Below are 14745 nucleotides of genomic sequence, written 5' to 3' on the forward strand. Positions count from 1 at the left end.
CTTGCGGCGGGCCGGTCGGTCACGGCGACCAGCTCTGTGCAGACCTACGTGGCCGGCAACACCGTGGACGGAAACGCCAACAGCTATTGGGAAAGCACGAACAACTCGTGGCCTCAGTCGCTCACGGTCGACCTCGGGAGCAACCAGAGCGTCAAGCGTCTGGTGCTGAAGCTTCCACCGAACTCTGCCTGGGGCGCCCGGACCCAGACCATCGCAGTACTGGGCAGCACCAACGGGTCGTCGTACAGCCAGCTGGCCGCGGCCGCGGGTCGCAGCTTCGATGCGGCATCGGGGAACACGGCCACGATCACGCTGCCGTCCGCTGTGAGCACGCGGTACGTCCGTCTGACCTTCACCGGCAACACCGGTTGGCCGGCGGGCCAGTTGTCGGAGTACGAGGTCTACAGCTCCTGATGCACTGACCGGAGCGGCCGGCCACTGCCCTGGCCGGCCGTTCCTCGCTCAGCAGAATCCCGCGACCGGGGGGTTGACCTCAAGCTCGCTTGAAGTATGAGAGTAGCGGGCATGACTCCTGACTCTCTGACCCGTCCTGTCGCCCTGATCACCGGTGCCTCCGCCGGACTCGGACTGGCGCTCGCGCATGGTCTGGCCGAGCGCGGCTGGGCACTGGTGATCAACGCTCGCGGCGCGGAAGCGCTGAAGAATGCGGCCGACGCACTCGCCGGCCAGACCGATGTCGTCCCGGTCGCGGGCGACATCACCGATCCCGAACACCGCGCCGACCTGGTCGACGCCGTCGGTGAACTCGGCCGGCTCGACCTGCTGGTGAACAACGCTAGCTACCTCGGCCCGAGCCCGCTGCAGCGACTAGGAGCGGCTGACCTGGAGGAGCTCCGTCGCGTCTACGAGGTGGATGTGATCGCTCCGATCGCGTTGACCCAGGCATTCCTCCCCGAACTGACAGCCGCTGCCGGAATTGTGCTCAACATCAGCTCGGACGCCGCGGTCGAGGCCTACGAAGGCTGGGGCGGCTACGGCTCGGCCAAGGCAGCGCTCGACCACGCGAGCGCAGTACTCGCGGCGGAACACCCCGAGCTGGCTGTATACGCCGTCGACCCCGGCGACCTGCGAACTGCGATGCACCAGGCGGCCTTCCCTGGCGAGGACATCTCGGACCGGCCGCAGCCCGCCGTCGTCGTACCGGCCTTCCTACGGTTGCTGGACAGCAGGCCTGCCAGTGGCCGGTACCGCGCGGCCGAGTTCGCCCAGGCGGTGGCTTCGTGAGAGTTCATCCACAGACCAGGTTCACCCTGCCCGACGAGCTGAACGCGGTCGAACCGCCGGAAGCTCGCGGGCTGGCCAGGGATCAGGTGAAGCTGTTGGTCGCGGAGGGGTCGGCCGTCACGCACACCCGGTTCGACCGGATCGGCGAACACCTCCGACCGGGCGATCTGCTCCTGGTGAACACCTCGGCCACCTTGCCGGCCGCGGTCGACGGCTCCTGGATCACGGGTTCCGGTGTAGCGCCAGGCGACTGGGGCGGTGGGGCGGGGAAGGTATTGGGCACAGTGCACTTCTCCACAGAGCTGGACGACGGCAACTGGGTGGTCGAGCTGCGGAGTAACGGTTCGCCCATGTTCGGTGGTGCTGTGGGCGATCAGGTGGAACTGCCAGAGGGCGTGCTGACCCTCGTTGCGCCGTACCAGCCCGGCCTGACCCGGCTGTGGATAGCGCAGCCGCCTACCCCGGATGTAGTCGGCTACCTACGCCGCAACGGGAGGCCAATCTCCTACAAGTACGTGGGTCAGCGTTGGCCGCTTGCGCTCTACCAGACGGTGTTCGCGAATCAGCCGGGGTCGGCTGAGATGCCTAGCGCAGGCAGGCCGTTCAGCTTCGAACTGGTGAGCCACCTTGCTGCCGCAGGCGTGCTGATCGCGCCGATCCTGCTGCACTGTGGCGTCTCCTCGTTGGAGACCCACGAACCACCTCTGCCCGAGCGATACGCAGTACAGGAGCACACTGCGCGGCTGGTGAACTGGGTGAAAGCCAATGGTGGAAGGGTCATCGCGGTCGGCACCACCGCAGTACGAGCCATCGAGACAGCTGCTCGGCCTGACGGATCCGTGGCTGCTTCGGCCGGTTGGACGGACCTAGTACTCGGCCCGGAGCGACCCGCCGCGGTAGTGGACGGCCTGATCACCGGCATGCATGCGCCCGACGCGTCACACCTTCTGCTGCTCGAGTCCGTTGTCGGGGGCAACGCTGTGCAACACGCGTACGACGCCGCCCTCGAACGCGGCTACCTCTGGCACGAGTTCGGCGACACCTGTCTGATGCTGCGGAGCTGAACGGGTCCCGGGGGACCCGTTCAGCTACTCGCTACTTGCTGATGCTGCGCTTGGCGGACAGCTGCTCGGCGGTGCCGACGAGCAGGACCGAGGCGATCACCGCGACGACGAAGCCGAGCACGTTGAGCTCGAAGATGCCGCCGGTGCCGAGCAGGTTCGCGACCAGGCCGCCGATGACCGAGCCGGCCAGACCGAGCAGCAGGGTGGCGATGATGCCGAGGTTCTGTTTACCCGGCTTGAAGAGTCGTGCCAGGGCTCCGATGATGAGTCCGGCGACGATGAATCCGATCATGAGGTCTCCACTTCCGAGGATGGCGGTGCGTCGGCCTCGTGGCGGTCGGAGGCCGTGACACCAGGATCCTCCACACCACCAACCGCCGCGAGGTCTGCCGGAGGTCCGACGGCCGCCGGACCGCTTTCGTTCCCCGGTCGCGCTCGTTTCTCCACCGCCCGCGGGCTCATCTGGCCCACCAACTTCTACTCATCACGACTGTCCTTACCTGCGAAGAGGTCCCCCGTCGGGACTTCATACGGTTAGACGAGTGAGTGGTGTCCGACGTCATGCGCCGTGCCCAGACCGAATCAGAATTGTGGCCTAGGCCGAATTGATTTCGATTTCAACGGCCGTCCACGAGATCGGGTGCGAACAGATCCGGCGGGATGAAATCACCGGGAAAGCCGAGCTGGAAAGCGGTGGCGGACTCCAGTCGCTGAACGGATTCCGCCGGCAGGACGAGGTCGATCGCCGCGAGATTGTCCGCGAGCTGCTCGGTCGAGCTCGCGCCGACGAGTGGGTGAATCGCTCGTGAATGCGCGCGGGTCCAGGCCAGCGCAACCTGGGCCGGCGTCCCCCCGAGCTCCTTGGCGACTTCCTGTACCGCGGCCAGTACCGGGTGATCATCAGAGTCAGGCCGAGCCAACTTCCCGTGGGCGAGTGGGGCCCACGCCGCCACCGTCATGCCGAATGCCTCGGCCATCGGCAGGAGTTCGCGCTCGATGTCGCGCTGGAGCAGGTTGTACGGCACTTGCAGTCCGGCGAACGGCGTCCAGTCGCGCCACTCGGCGAGGGTGTTCGCCCGCGACACGATCCACGCCGGCGCGTCGGAGATCCCGGCGTACAGGATCTTGCCGGCCCGTACTGCGTCGTCGAGGGCGCGCACGGTCTCCTCGATCGGGGTGTGCCGGTCCCAGCAGTGCACCCAGTAGACGTCGAGGTAGTCGGTCCCCAGCCGGCGGAGGCTGGACTCCAGGGCGAGCCTGAGGTTCTTCCGGTGGTTGCCGCCCGTGTTCAGGTCGGAACTGTCGCGGGGCAACGTGTACTTCGACGCGAGCACGAACCGGTCCCGGCGTCCCGCGAGCACCTCGCCGATGATGTCCTCGCTATCGCCGTACGCGTCGGCCGTGTCGATCATGTTGCCACCGGCTTCGGCGTACAGGTCGATGATCGGGCGGGCCTGCTCGACGGAACCGAACCGCATCGCGCCGAGGAACAACTCGGACACCCGCAACCCGGTCCGGCCGAACAACCGGTACCGCATCAGCGGCCGTATCCGTGCAGAAAGGCGCGCACGCCGCTGGTCACAGTCTCGGTCAGGTCTTCCACAGGTCCTCCTCGGTACGACGGGTTCGTGCCGCTGATGAGTAACGAGAAATGCAGCGCGGCCCGCAGTGGATCGTCCACCGTCAGCAGGCCATCGGTGGAGAACGCGGCCAGGCGATCCGCGAGCGCGCGGCGGACAGCGAGTGGTCCGGCCTGCTGCCACGCCTCGATCGCCTCCGCGGGGATGTGCCCGGCTTCGGCGTTGACCTGCCGGACCAGCGCCGAGTGCTCGGCGTAATCCGGCATCGGTGCGCGCCAGGCGATCCCGAACTCGATCAGGTCCGCTTCGAGGTCGGTGATCTTGCGCAGATGCCGGTCGACGATCTCGAGCTGGGCGGCGGCGACCCGGGTGGCGCTTTCCTGGATCACCGCGCCGAACAGGCCGGCCTTGTCCTGGAAGTGGTTGTAGATCGTGCGCGTGGAGACAGCGGCTTCGGCGGCGATCACGTCGATGCTCGCCCGGGCGTACCCGTCGCGCGCGAAGACCGTCAACGCGCCCCGCAGGATCGCACTCCGCTTGTCCACTCACCCTCCTTGCGGTACAACGGTCGTTGTACCAATTTACAACGACCGTTGTACCTTACTCGCTGAGGAGTCCCGATGTCCTTCACCGCCGAAGAGCTCGCCTACCTGGAATCGCAACCCCTGGGCCGGATCGCCACGGTCGGTCCCGACGGTCAGCCGGACGTCGTACCGGTCGGCTTCGAGTACGACGGAACGTACTTCTACATCGGTGGCGGCATCCATCCGGCGCGGACCCGCAAGGTGCTGAACGTGGGGGCCGGTCACCAGGAGATCGCGCTGGTGATCGACGACCTGGTCTCCATGGATCCGTGGTCCCCTCGGTTCCTGAGGGTCTACGGGACTGCTGAGGTGATCGACCGTTCTGGGCAGTTCGGTCCCGGCACCTATCTGCGGATCACGCCGACCATCAGTTGGAGCTGGCATCTGGCCGGCGAACCGACCGACCACGATGAGGAAGACTTTGCTCCCCATCGCACCATTCACTCCACCACCCAGGCCGCTTAGACGCCGATCCAGGTGCGGGTGGCGGGGAGGGCTTCGGCGAGGGGTGGGAGGTGGGGGTGCCACTTCAGTTCCCACTCGAGGGAGAGCCAGTAGTCGGTGCCTTGGATCGCCTGCAGGAGTTGGGCGATCGGGTAGTCGCCGGTGCCGATCGCGACCGGCTTGTAGTTCTGGGTGGAGTCGCTGTCCTTGATCTGGAGGAAATCGATCCAGGGTTTGAGGAGTTCGAGGGACTCGGCCGGGGTTTCGCCGTGGCTCCAGGTATGGGCGCTGTCCCAGATCACCTTGGCGTTGTGGTCGAGGATGTCCCGGTCCAGGAAACGGCAGAACGCGGCCATCCGGGCACCGGCGGAATGTGAGTCGTGGGTCTCCAGCAGGATGTGCACGTCCTTGGGGGCCCGGGTGATCCGGTCCATCGCCCGGAACTCCCCGGCTGTCGGCGAGTTCGCGGTACCGGCGTTGTCAGTACTGGAATCGTCTCGCATGAAGACGCGGACGCCGCGGGCTCCGAGGTCGGCGGCGAGGTCGAGGTGCTGGTCGAGTGGTTGCTCCTCGACACCGCAGAGCTGGACGTAGCTGTTGATCGCGAGGATCTCGAGACCGGCGTCGTCGATGCGGTTCTTCAGTTCACGTCGCTGCGTGGTGCTGAGGCCGATATGGGTGAACTCGTCATCCGCCGTGCGCAGTTCGAGGCCCGAGATGTCGTTGCTCCGGGCGAGCTCGAGCACAGCCTCGAGTGGGGCGCCGGAGCAGCCCAGGGTGGAGAAGGCGAGGTTGGTCAAAGCGTTGGCGGGTCAGACCCAGCGACGGCGCGGGTGGGTGCGCGGGGCAGTGGTGGTCGTCTCCGGCTCGGGCTCGGGCTGCGCGGGGGCCGGCGGCTCGGCGGGCTCGTACGAGTACGGCGACTGGTACTCGGTGACAGGCGGCGTAACCGGCTCGGTGTAGCTGCTGCTGTAGTCCGTCGGGGCGCTGTAGTCGCTGGTGTACGGCTCGGGCGTGTAGTTCGGGCTGTACGACGTCGCCTCGTAGCTCTCGCTGCTGTAGTCCGTCGGAGCGCTGTACGAGCTCGGCTGGTACGACGACGAGTCGTAGGAGGAGCTGTACGACTCGTAGGTCGGCTCCGGGGTGTAGGACGACCCGTACGAGTCAGCGCTGTACGTCGTCGGCTCCGACGAGTACGACGAGCTGTAGTCCGAGGTGTACGAGGTCTCGTAGTTCGGGGACGCCGCCGGGGCCTCGTACGCGGCGTACGTCGGCTCGGGTGCGTAGGTGGGCTCCGGCGCGTAGGTGGGCTCCGCGCTGTACTCCGGGGTGTGAGCCGGCTCCGGCCTGTAAGCGGGCTCCGGGGTGTACGAAGGCTCCGGGGTGTACGAAGGCTCCGGCCCGTACGACGGAACGGGCGGCAGCGGCTTCGACGGAGTCAGGTAGTCGGCCGGGTCGGACACCGGCGCCGACTCGTAGTAGCTCGAGGCCGACTCTGCCTCGGCCTGGATCGTCGACGGGCTGTCGACCGCAACCCGAGCGGCCCGGCGACCGGCGCGCGCAACGGGTGCGGGCTCCGGCTCGGGTGCGGGGATCGGCTCCGACGACGTCAGGTAGTCCGAGGAGGTGTCATATGAGGACGCCTCGGAGTAGGTCGAGGTCCAGGACGTACTGGGCTCCGGCTCGGCCGGCTGGTAGGACGACGGCTCGTAGGCGGCCGGCTGGTACGAGTACGGGTCCGGCTGGACCACCGACAGCGACGGCGGTGCGACGGTCTCGGCCTGCCAGCTCGGCAGCGGCGCGGACAGCAGGTCGTCGGCGGCCGGGGTGAACGGGCTCGACGGCGTCGACCAGGTCGGCGTCTCCAGGCCGGAGGCCGTCTGCTGGTACGACGGCGTGGCCTCCTCGACCGGGCCGGGCTCGTCCCGCCAGGTCTCGGCCGGGTTGAACTGTTGCGTCTCGGGTCCGCTGTCCTGCCAGGTCTCCACGACCTCGGCGAACGGGCTCCACTGCGGCGCCTCCTCGGTGCCACCGCCGGCCATCGCCGGCTGAAGCTCCAGCCGCCGGGCCGGAGCCGCGATCGGCTCGGCGATCGCGACCTGCTCGGAGGTATCCTCCTCGGCGTACGTGGGAACCCTGGTGACCTCGTAGGTCGGGACCGCGGTGAGCTTCGGCTCGCGCTGGTCCCACCACGGGATCCACTCGCGCTCGGTCTGCATCGCGTTGATCCGGCGGATCACCAGCGTCGCGCCGACCGCGGCGGCGGCGGTCAGGATCAGCGACGCGGTACCGGCCAGGGCGATCCCGCGCAGCGAGCCGACGGTCGCCTCCATCCACATCAGGAAGCGGCGGATCACCACGTCGAACACGAGTGCGCCGACCCAGGCGCACCACCACACCTTGATGAGGAGGGGCTTCCTGAGCCGGCGCAGGTCGTCGATGTAGACCGGCGTCTTCGGATCGCTGGCGAGCCAGACGTCGTCCACGATCTGCTTGGGATACCAGAGGTTCGGGCCTGGGCAGAACCAGCTGGCCAGCACCCAGCCGTGACTTCGGCGGTGGTCGGCCTGGCAGAACACCTCGGAGTTGACCCGGGACCGCCAGAGCCAGATCACGAAGACCACGGCGGCGGCGACGGAGATGATGACGTTCGGGATCGCGGTGACCTTGGCGATCGCGTCGGCGCGGTTCAGGTCCGCGTCGTCGACGTTGAGGCCGCCGCCGAGGTACTGGTTCACGACGCCGTACGTGTTCCAGTCCGACCAGGTCGAGATGAGATGCGTGAGCGTGGAGGCACCGAGCAGACCGATGGCGATCTTGCCGACGGTACCGACTTGCTGAAACTCCTCAGCCGCATGCGGCTGCCAAGTGTCGTTGTCTTCTACTGCAGACAGGACGGCTGGTTGCGGGTGGCTCACGTCTTGCGTCCCTCGCGTTGCTGGAACTCCGTCTGTTCGGCGTTTCGGTCGAATCCTGCCCCCGCGTGACCGAGCCACATTGATACCACGAAGTAAGTACCCGTGTGGAGTCAGTCCCAGCACGGAGGGTATCGACTTAACGCGTTCTTTTCTTACGCCCATCACCACTTGTAACGAGGCAGTCGACGGTCCGTGACGGTTTGGTTTACGGGGCAAGTGGTTTGTACGGCGGGTTCGAGTCGCCGGTGGCCCACCAGGGAACCCATTGCCGCTGGGCCTGGAGCTCGTTCACCCGCTGGATCAGGAGCACCGCGAGGACGGCCGCGGCCGTCGTACTGGCTGCCGAGATGCTGGACATCACCGCGTTCTGGCGGAGCTCGCCGATCTCCGGCGCACCGTCCAGGACGCTGCGCTGGGCGACGTTGTCGAGCACCAGGCCGACGGTCCAGGTGAGCCACCAGGCCCAGACCAGCCGAGTGCCGGGAATGCTCCGCAGGGTGGCGGTCTGCGGCGGCGTCCGGGGGTCGCTGGCCGCGACGATGTCGTCGACCACCCACTTCGGGTACCAGAGGTTCACCACCGGGCAGATCCAGCTGCCGAGCACCCAGCCGCGGGTGAACCGGTGCTCGCCGCGGCAGAACATCTCCGCGTTCCACCGGACCCGCCAGAGCCAGACGACGAACACCGCCGCGGCTGCGAACAGCGCGAGCGCCGCGACCATGCCGAGCGAACCCGAGATCAGATCGGCCTGGTCGAGCTTGTCAGGGTCGTTGTCGTAGAGCCGGAGCGTCCGGTACGAGTTCCAGTCCGACCAGGCGGTCGCCCAGCTCAGCACCGTGACCGCACCGATCAGGATGGATGCCGCCAGCCCCATCCCCCGCTCGGAGCTGAACCACCGATCCGTCGGCGGCTCAGGCGGCCGGCTCGGCATCCGGTGCGCGCCGCCGGGCGTCCGCTTCAGCCCGTTGCCTCCGGCATCTGCCGCGGATGGCCCTGGTACTTCGTTCACCGGCGGCCCGGTCACCCGCGAGGTCCGGTCGCTCGCCGGTGGATCGGCGGCGTGCGGCTCGTACGACGGGAACCGCAGCGGAGGGGGTTCGGCAGGACCGGTCACGGACACCCCCTCGTCGCCGGGCCCGGTGCCAGGGTTGAGCGACCGGACTGCACAAAGAGCCAGAGATAGCACAACACGGTGTGATCGGGCGAGAACATTGTGTTGCCACCGTTGCCGAGTGTCGACGACCGACGCCGGTGGTCAGGTCATATTCTGCCGCTTCCGTACCCCCGTGGCCGTGCCCGGGTGGCCCTGAAACTGTCGGTGCCGAGGGCGAGAATGAGCAGATGCGCTGGTCTGTGATCGATTCGCCCATCGGTGACCTGTCCCTGGCTGTGGACGACGACGGTCTTTGTTGCGTGCGGTTCGGGGCCGTCGACCTCGACCCACCGGTCGAGCCGGACGCGGTGCCGCCCGGCGGACTGCTGGCCGCGGCGCAGGAGCAGTTGAAGGCGTACTTCGCCGGTGAGCTGACCGAGTTCGACCTGCCGCTGTCGGTCCGCGGCGGGTCCGAGTTCGAGCGCGCGGTGTGGGGCCAGTTGCAGCGGATCCCGTACGGGGAGATGCAGACCTATGGCGACGTGGCGAAGGCGGTCGGCGACCCAGGGGCCGCCCGGGCGGTCGGGGTGGCGTGTAACCACAATCCGATCCCGGTGATCGTGCCCTGCCACCGGGTGGTCGGGGCCGGCGGCAAGATGGTCGGTTTCGGCGGCGGCATCCCCCGCAAACGCCATCTCCTCGAGTTGGAGGCGCGGGTCTCGTTCGAGACCCTCTGGGGCTGACGGCAAGCCCTTTCACGGGCCGAAAGGGCAGTACTTCGGGCTTGCCGACCCCGGTCGGCGGGCATGCGCCGGGCAGGCGCTAATGTCGCCGTGAGCAATCGCATTGACACACTTCAAACGCTCGTTCCACCACGGTCGCTCTGGTGATCCCCCCGCGCCGGCCAAGCGGCCAGCAGTTCCGCCTGTCACCGCCCGCCCCCTGCCCGGAGACGAAACAGATGACCCAGTCCTCGTCCGGTTCGCCCAATCCCGACCTGAGTGAACTGATGGACAAGAGCGCGGAGGAATGGTCCGCGCCGGAGATCCAGAGTGCGGCCCGATCGGCGATGCGACTGCACGCCCCCGACCGTGAGCCGCTGACCTGGATCAAGCGGTTCGGTGTGCTCCCCTGGCTGCACCGCAACGATGCCGTCTGCCGGCACTGTGGCGGGACCTATCCCTGCATCACCCACCGGTACGCGACCCAGTTGCTGTCGGCGGGCCGCGTCACCATCACCCGCCCCGACCGCACCTCGGCCGACGACGACAACGCTGACGCCAAGGACCTGGGGCCGGACGAGAACCTCTGGGCCGACGAGAACAGCGACCTGGACCCAAGGTCCGACCCGCCCCCCAGCGAACTGACCCGCTGACCTACCCCGGTATGACGAAGGCCGCGGACCCTGGCAGGGTTCGCGGCCTTCGCCGTTGCGGTGTTCGGGTTGGTTCAGGAATCGGTCGGCTTGGTGCTGTTCGGGCCGGCCGGCTTGCGGGTACTGGTGGCCGCCTTCTTCGCGGTCCCGTTGGACGACGTCTTCGCCGTCTTCGCGTCGACAGCCTCGTCCTCCGGCTTGGCGTCGGTCTTGCCGTTCACCGACGTCGTGTCCTTGGCCTCGGTGGTCGCCGAACCCGCGGCCGCGGTGCCGGCCGGCTTGTCGGCGGCCGGGCGCGACGTAGTACCGGAGGGTGCGGAACTGTAGTCGCGGCCGCTGGTCGGGGTCGACTGCCACGCGGGCTCCGGTGGGGTGAGCAGCTTCCGCACGGCGGCGGCGGCGAGTGCGCCGAAGCCGAGGAACAGCACCACCTTGCGCAGCTTGTGGCTCTTCTTCGGGGCGTCGACCTCACCCTTGAGCGCGGCCTTGGTGGCCTTGCCCCGGCGCGAGGTCTCCTCGACCACCGGCTCTGCGGCGGCCGCGAGGGTCGCCAGGGCGGCGGTCACCTTCGGCAGCACGTCGTCGTTGAACCGCTCGCGCGCCTTCTCAGCGGCGTGCTCGGTGGCCGGGCCGACCTTGCTCAGGGCGTCGTCGATCACCGGACCGGCCTTCACCGCAGCCGCGTGGGCCATGGTCGCACCGCGCTCGACGGCCTTCTCTGCATACGGCGACACCTTCTCCCGTGCGGTGCCCATGGCCGGTGCGAGGTGGTCCCGGACCTGACCGGCGACCGGCCCGACCTTCTGCGATGCCGATTCGGCGTACGGCCGGACCCGATCCTTCGCGGTCTCGACCCGGCCCTTGGACTTCCTTAAAACCACGGTTCCTCCTCGGTGGCGCCCGCGACCCGCGGGCTTCCATTGGCCCATCGGCGGTATGGACGAGCTGGTACGGCTCTGGACAAATCCGGCTTCGTCTGCATCGTACGACGTACCCAGCCGATAAACGGCGCGGGCCGAGCAGGACCGCCTCCCCGGCGCCTCGATTGGGCCGTCTTGGTCCCCCGTGACAGGATCGAAGCCGTAAGCCGTAACCGATGAGGAGTGAACCCCGTGGCCGAAGAACTGTTCGCAACACTGCAGACGACGAAGGGCGACGTCGTCATCAGGCTTTTCCCCGACCACGCGCCGAAGACGGTGACCAACTTCGTCGGCCTGGCCGAGGGAACGAAGGAGTGGACCGACCCGAAGACGGGCGAGCCCAGCACCGCGCGCTTCTACGACGGCCTCGGCTTCCACCGGGTGATCGACGGCTTCATGATCCAGGGCGGCTGCCCGCTCGGAACCGGCACCGGCTCGCCGGGCTACAGCTTCGACGACGAGATCCACCCGGAGCTCCAGTTCGACCGCCCGTACCTGCTGGCGATGGCGAACGCGGGCATCCAGTTCGGCAAGGGCACCAACGGGTCGCAGTTCTTCGTCACCGTGGTCCCGACGCCGCACCTGAACCGCAAGCACACCATCTTCGGTGAGGTCGCCGACGACGAGTCGAAGAAGGTCGTGGACGCGATCGCGACCGCGAAGACCGCGTCGGGCGACCGGCCGATCGACCCGATCGTGATCAACGCCGTCAAGATCGAGCGCAAGAGCAGCTGATCCACCGTGGGGGCCGGCCGTACCGCACCTGCGGCCGGCCGGCCTTCACGACTCCACTGACAGTTCCCCCATCCTGAAACCCCTGACTGTGAAGGACCACGGCGTGACCGAGACCGTCTGCTACCGGCATCCGGACCGGCCCGCGGGCGTCCGTTGCCAACGGTGCGACCGGCCGATCTGCCCGTCCTGCATGAACGACGCGGCCGTCGGCTTCCAGTGCCCGTCCTGTTTCGCGGACGGGGCGAGGTCGGTGCCGCGCACCCGGACCTCGCTGGGCGGCATCGCCCGGGGCACCGCCCCGATCGTCACCTGGACCATGCTCGGTCTGAACATCCTGGTGTTCATCGCCGTGCGTACCGGCAGCAGCCGGGTCGTGAACGAACTGGTCCTGGTCCCGGCCCTGGTGGACACCGAGCCGTGGCGACTGCTCACGTCGGCCTTCACCCACGTCCAGATCTTCCACATCTTCTCGAACCTCTTCATGCTCTTCCAGGTCGGCCCGCCGTTGGAGCAGATGCTCGGCAGGCTGCGGTTCGCCTTGCTCTACCTGCTGTCCGCCCTCGGTGGCGGTGTCGCGGTCTGGTTGCTGGGCAACCAGTTCGGGGCCACCCTCGGCGCTTCCGGCGCGGTCCTGGGCCTGGTCGGCGCGCTGCTGGTGATCAGCAAGGCGCGAGGCCTGGATGTCACCTGGATCCTCGCCTACGTGGCGATCACCGCGGTGATCTCGTTCATCGTCCCGAACATCTCCTGGGAAGGCCACCTCGGCGGCTTCATCATCGGCGCGGCCGTCGCCTGGATCTTCCTCCAGGACTCCAAACGCCGCCGAGGCAGAGCCCGGACCTGACCTACGACCCAGGTGGCGCTGTCGGGCTGGGCGACGTCAGGTAGTGCTGCAGGGTGGGGCCTAGCCAGCTGACCACGGCGGCGTGGGGCATGTCCGCCACAGGTGCGAGAGCGAGCACATACCGGCAGAGGGCCAGGCCGAGGGTCTGGGTGGCGATCAGGCCGGCGCGGACGGCAGTGTCCGGGGAGTTGCCGGTGATCTTGGCGATCGCCGGGCCGAGTTGGCTCAGGAAGAGCTGACGCATCCGGTCGGCCGCCGCTTCGTTGGTGACGCTGGCCCGGAGTAAGGCCATCAGGGTGTCGTCGCCCTCCCAGCGGTTCAGGAAATGCTCGATCATCGCCGCGCCGATCCGGTCCCGCGGCAGGTCCGCCAGGTCGGGTAGCCGCAGGTCGAACTCGGCTGCCGCGGCGAACAACTTCTCCTTGTTGCCGAAGTACCGCATCACCATCGCCGGATCGATCGAGGCGTCCGCTGCGATCGCCCGGATCGTCGCCCGCTCGTACCCGTCGGCGGCGAACCGCTCCCGCGCTGCCGCGAGGATGCCGGCCCGGGTCGCATCAGACCGCCGGACCCCGCCCTCGGGCGCTGTTCCTGTCATGCCGCCAACAGTAGGTCAACAAGCGTTGACATGGGAAATGCGGCTCGCTACAGTCATGTCAACAAACGTTGGCCAACAGATGTTGACCAGCCGGACGAGGAGCTGACGATGACTGGGATTCCGGAGCGGACCGACGTACTGGTGGTAGGTGCTGGGCCGGTGGGGCTGGCGGTTGCCGTGTCGCTGGCTGGGCACGGGCACGACGTGACCGTGGTGGACAAGCAGGCCGCCGGGGCGAACACCTCGCGGGCCGCGGTGGTGCATGCGCGGACCCTGGAGTTGCTCGAGCGGATCGGCGTGGCCGACCGTCTCGCGGCGCTGGGGATCCAGGCTGAGCAGTTCACCATCCGCGACGGCGACCGCGAGCTGATCCCGGTCCGCTTCGACCGGTTGCCGACCAAGTACCCGTACACCCTGATGGTCCCGCAGAACGTCACCGAGCAGGTCCTGCTCGACCGCCTCGAGGAACTCGGCGGCAGCGTCCACCGCCCGTACGTCGCGACCGCGGTGACCCAGAGCGCGACTGGTGCCGAGGTCACCCTCGACAGCGGTGACGTGATCTCCGCCCGGTACGTCGTCGCGGCCGACGGCATGCACAGCACGATCCGCGACCTCGCGGGCCTCGGGTACTCAGGCGAGTCGCTGCAGTTGAACTTCTCCCTGGCCGACGTCCGGGTCGACCGCGGGCTGACCCAGGAAGAGGTGCAACTGTTCTTCTCGACGGCCGGCCTGCTCGTGGTCGCTCCGCTGCCGGATGGTTCGTACAGGCTGGTGGCCGAGGTCGACCAGGCGCCGGAGCAGCTCGATATCGCTTACGCGCAACGGCTTCTCGATGTCCGCGGGCCGCAGCGCACGACCGCTCGCGTGACCGAGGTGATCTGGGGATCCCGCTTCCGCATCCACGAGCGGGTGGCCGATCGGTACCGCAACGGAAAGGTGCTGCTGGCCGGCGATGCCGCCCACACCCACAGCCCCGCGGGTGGTCAGGGGATGAACCTGGGTCTTCGTGACGCGGTCGATCTCGGCGACGCGTTGTCGGTGGCGCTGAAGGAAGGTCGCGAGGACAAGCTCGACGAGTACGCCGTCGCCAGTCGCGCGGAGGCTCTGCAGGTCGTGGCGCTCGCCCACCGACTCACCAAGCTGGCAACCGTCCCCGCCGCCCTCCGGCCGGCCCGGAACGTCCTGATGCGCCTGGCCTCGTACCTGCCGGCCGTACGCCGCGGGCTCGCGGAACAACTCTCCGCCATCCATCCCCGCTGAGGAGCAAACTCTCCTCATCCACTGCCTGACCGCCTCGCTCGGATGTTTTATCGATCAGTTGAGACAACAGCTTCCTTGCGGCGAA

The 14745-nt window shown here is 68.0% G+C and carries 17 protein-coding genes; 9 read left to right on the plus strand and 8 right to left on the minus strand.

The genetic code is table 11. The features are described 5' to 3' along the window. The 3 genes from VFG33_RS16225 to VFG33_RS16235 form a co-directional block, all read left to right on the plus strand. A partial coding sequence (locus VFG33_RS16225; protein WP_325053699.1) for a discoidin domain-containing protein occupies positions 1–414 on the plus strand: 414 nt, incomplete at its 5' end. A 111-nt stretch (positions 415–525) separates the two neighbouring features. Continuing rightward, positions 526–1245, plus strand: coding sequence for an SDR family NAD(P)-dependent oxidoreductase (locus tag VFG33_RS16230; protein ID WP_325053700.1), 720 nt, complete (start codon positions 526–528; stop codon positions 1243–1245). Further along, a complete protein-coding gene (locus VFG33_RS16235) occupies positions 1242–2309 on the plus strand; it encodes an S-adenosylmethionine:tRNA ribosyltransferase-isomerase (protein WP_325053701.1) in 1068 nt (355 codons plus the stop codon). The genes VFG33_RS16230 and VFG33_RS16235 overlap by 4 nt, the downstream gene beginning before the upstream one ends. Before the next feature lie 31 nt (positions 2310–2340). Here VFG33_RS16235 and VFG33_RS16240 read toward each other — a convergent pair whose 3' ends face one another. From VFG33_RS16240 to VFG33_RS16250, 3 genes are all read right to left on the minus strand, one after another. Beyond that, on the minus strand, positions 2341–2601 hold the full coding sequence (locus tag VFG33_RS16240) for a GlsB/YeaQ/YmgE family stress response membrane protein (protein WP_325053702.1): 261 nt from the start codon (positions 2599–2601) through the stop codon (positions 2341–2343). 325 nt (positions 2602–2926) lie between these two features. After that, a complete protein-coding gene (locus VFG33_RS16245; protein ID WP_325053703.1) occupies positions 2927–3847 on the minus strand; it encodes an aldo/keto reductase in 921 nt (306 codons plus the stop codon). Further along, complete coding sequence (locus tag VFG33_RS16250; RefSeq protein WP_325053704.1) at positions 3847–4434, minus strand: TetR/AcrR family transcriptional regulator; 588 nt, start codon at positions 4432–4434, stop codon at positions 3847–3849. Before VFG33_RS16250 ends, VFG33_RS16245 begins: the two co-directional genes overlap by 1 nt. Before the next feature lie 75 nt (positions 4435–4509). On the opposite strand from VFG33_RS16250, the gene VFG33_RS16255 reads away from it, so the two are divergent. After that, positions 4510–4938, plus strand: a complete 429-nt coding sequence (locus tag VFG33_RS16255; RefSeq protein ID WP_325053705.1) for a PPOX class F420-dependent oxidoreductase — start codon at positions 4510–4512, stop codon at positions 4936–4938. Here VFG33_RS16255 and VFG33_RS16260 read toward each other — a convergent pair. The 3 genes from VFG33_RS16260 to VFG33_RS16270 all read right to left on the minus strand — a co-directional run bounded on the left by VFG33_RS16260 (position 4935) and on the right by VFG33_RS16270 (position 8949). After that, a complete protein-coding gene (locus tag VFG33_RS16260) occupies positions 4935–5717 on the minus strand; it encodes a sugar phosphate isomerase/epimerase family protein (protein WP_325053706.1) in 783 nt (260 codons plus the stop codon). The genes VFG33_RS16255 and VFG33_RS16260 overlap by 4 nt on opposite strands. Positions 5718–5729: 12 nt before the next feature. Continuing rightward, positions 5730–7835, minus strand: a complete 2106-nt coding sequence (locus VFG33_RS16265) for a DUF4328 domain-containing protein (RefSeq protein WP_325053707.1) — start codon at positions 7833–7835, stop codon at positions 5730–5732. Positions 7836–8040: 205 nt separating this feature from the next. Continuing rightward, positions 8041–8949, minus strand: coding sequence for a DUF4328 domain-containing protein (locus tag VFG33_RS16270; RefSeq protein ID WP_325053708.1), 909 nt, complete (start codon positions 8947–8949; stop codon positions 8041–8043). 227 nt (positions 8950–9176) lie between these two features. Here VFG33_RS16270 and VFG33_RS16275 point away from each other — a divergent pair, with 227 nt between their 5' ends. Together VFG33_RS16275 and VFG33_RS16280 are read left to right on the plus strand one after the other, a co-directional pair. Beyond that, a complete protein-coding gene (locus tag VFG33_RS16275; protein WP_325053709.1) occupies positions 9177–9671 on the plus strand; it encodes a methylated-DNA--[protein]-cysteine S-methyltransferase in 495 nt (164 codons plus the stop codon). Positions 9672–9889: 218 nt separating this feature from the next. Next, positions 9890–10303, plus strand: a complete 414-nt coding sequence (locus VFG33_RS16280; protein WP_325053710.1) for a hypothetical protein — start codon at positions 9890–9892, stop codon at positions 10301–10303. Positions 10304–10377: 74 nt separating this feature from the next. Here VFG33_RS16280 and VFG33_RS16285 read toward each other — a convergent pair whose 3' ends face one another. Further along, complete coding sequence (locus VFG33_RS16285; RefSeq protein ID WP_325053711.1) at positions 10378–11184, minus strand: DUF5324 family protein; 807 nt, start codon at positions 11182–11184, stop codon at positions 10378–10380. 231 nt (positions 11185–11415) lie between these two features. Here VFG33_RS16285 and VFG33_RS16290 point away from each other — a divergent pair, with 231 nt between their 5' ends. Continuing rightward, entirely contained in the window at positions 11416–11958 is a 543-nt protein-coding gene (locus tag VFG33_RS16290; protein ID WP_414672959.1) for a peptidylprolyl isomerase, read from the plus strand. 103 nt (positions 11959–12061) lie between these two features. Further along, positions 12062–12802 carry a rhomboid family intramembrane serine protease gene (locus tag VFG33_RS16295; protein ID WP_325053712.1) on the plus strand — a complete coding sequence of 247 codons (741 nt, stop codon included), beginning with the start codon at positions 12062–12064 and terminating at the stop codon, positions 12800–12802. A gap of 1 nt (position 12803) precedes the next feature. Here the strand turns inward: VFG33_RS16295 and VFG33_RS16300 are convergent, their stop codons facing one another. Continuing rightward, the gene (locus VFG33_RS16300) at positions 12804–13400 is read right to left on the minus strand and encodes a TetR/AcrR family transcriptional regulator (protein WP_325053713.1); all 597 of its coding nucleotides are present in this window, start codon (positions 13398–13400) and stop codon (positions 12804–12806) included. A gap of 108 nt (positions 13401–13508) precedes the next feature. On the opposite strand from VFG33_RS16300, the gene VFG33_RS16305 reads away from it, so the two are divergent. Continuing rightward, positions 13509–14660, plus strand: a complete 1152-nt coding sequence (locus VFG33_RS16305; protein ID WP_325053714.1) for an FAD-dependent oxidoreductase — start codon at positions 13509–13511, stop codon at positions 14658–14660. Positions 14661–14745 lie beyond the last annotated feature (85 nt).

Source organism: Kribbella sp., from assembly GCF_035687465.1.
In the GTDB taxonomy this organism is placed as follows: domain Bacteria; phylum Actinomycetota; class Actinomycetes; order Propionibacteriales; family Kribbellaceae; genus Kribbella.

Excerpts from the sequence above, each read along its gene's own strand:
- VFG33_RS16230 (WP_325053700.1), top strand. The coding sequence starts at position 526 with ATGACTCCTGACTCTCTGACCCGTCCTGTCGCCCTGATCACCGGTGCC.
- VFG33_RS16240 (WP_325053702.1), bottom strand. The coding sequence starts at position 2,601 with ATGATCGGATTCATCGTCGCCGGACTCATCATCGGAGCCCTGGCACGA.
- VFG33_RS16245 (WP_325053703.1), bottom strand. The coding sequence starts at position 3,847 with ATGCGGTACCGGTTGTTCGGCCGGACCGGGTTGCGGGTGTCCGAGTTG.
- VFG33_RS16255 (WP_325053705.1), top strand. The coding sequence starts at position 4,510 with ATGTCCTTCACCGCCGAAGAGCTCGCCTACCTGGAATCGCAACCCCTG.
- VFG33_RS16275 (WP_325053709.1), top strand. The coding sequence starts at position 9,177 with ATGCGCTGGTCTGTGATCGATTCGCCCATCGGTGACCTGTCCCTGGCT.
- VFG33_RS16280 (WP_325053710.1), top strand. The coding sequence starts at position 9,890 with ATGACCCAGTCCTCGTCCGGTTCGCCCAATCCCGACCTGAGTGAACTG.
- VFG33_RS16300 (WP_325053713.1), bottom strand. The coding sequence starts at position 13,400 with ATGACAGGAACAGCGCCCGAGGGCGGGGTCCGGCGGTCTGATGCGACC.
- VFG33_RS16305 (WP_325053714.1), top strand. The coding sequence starts at position 13,509 with ATGACTGGGATTCCGGAGCGGACCGACGTACTGGTGGTAGGTGCTGGG.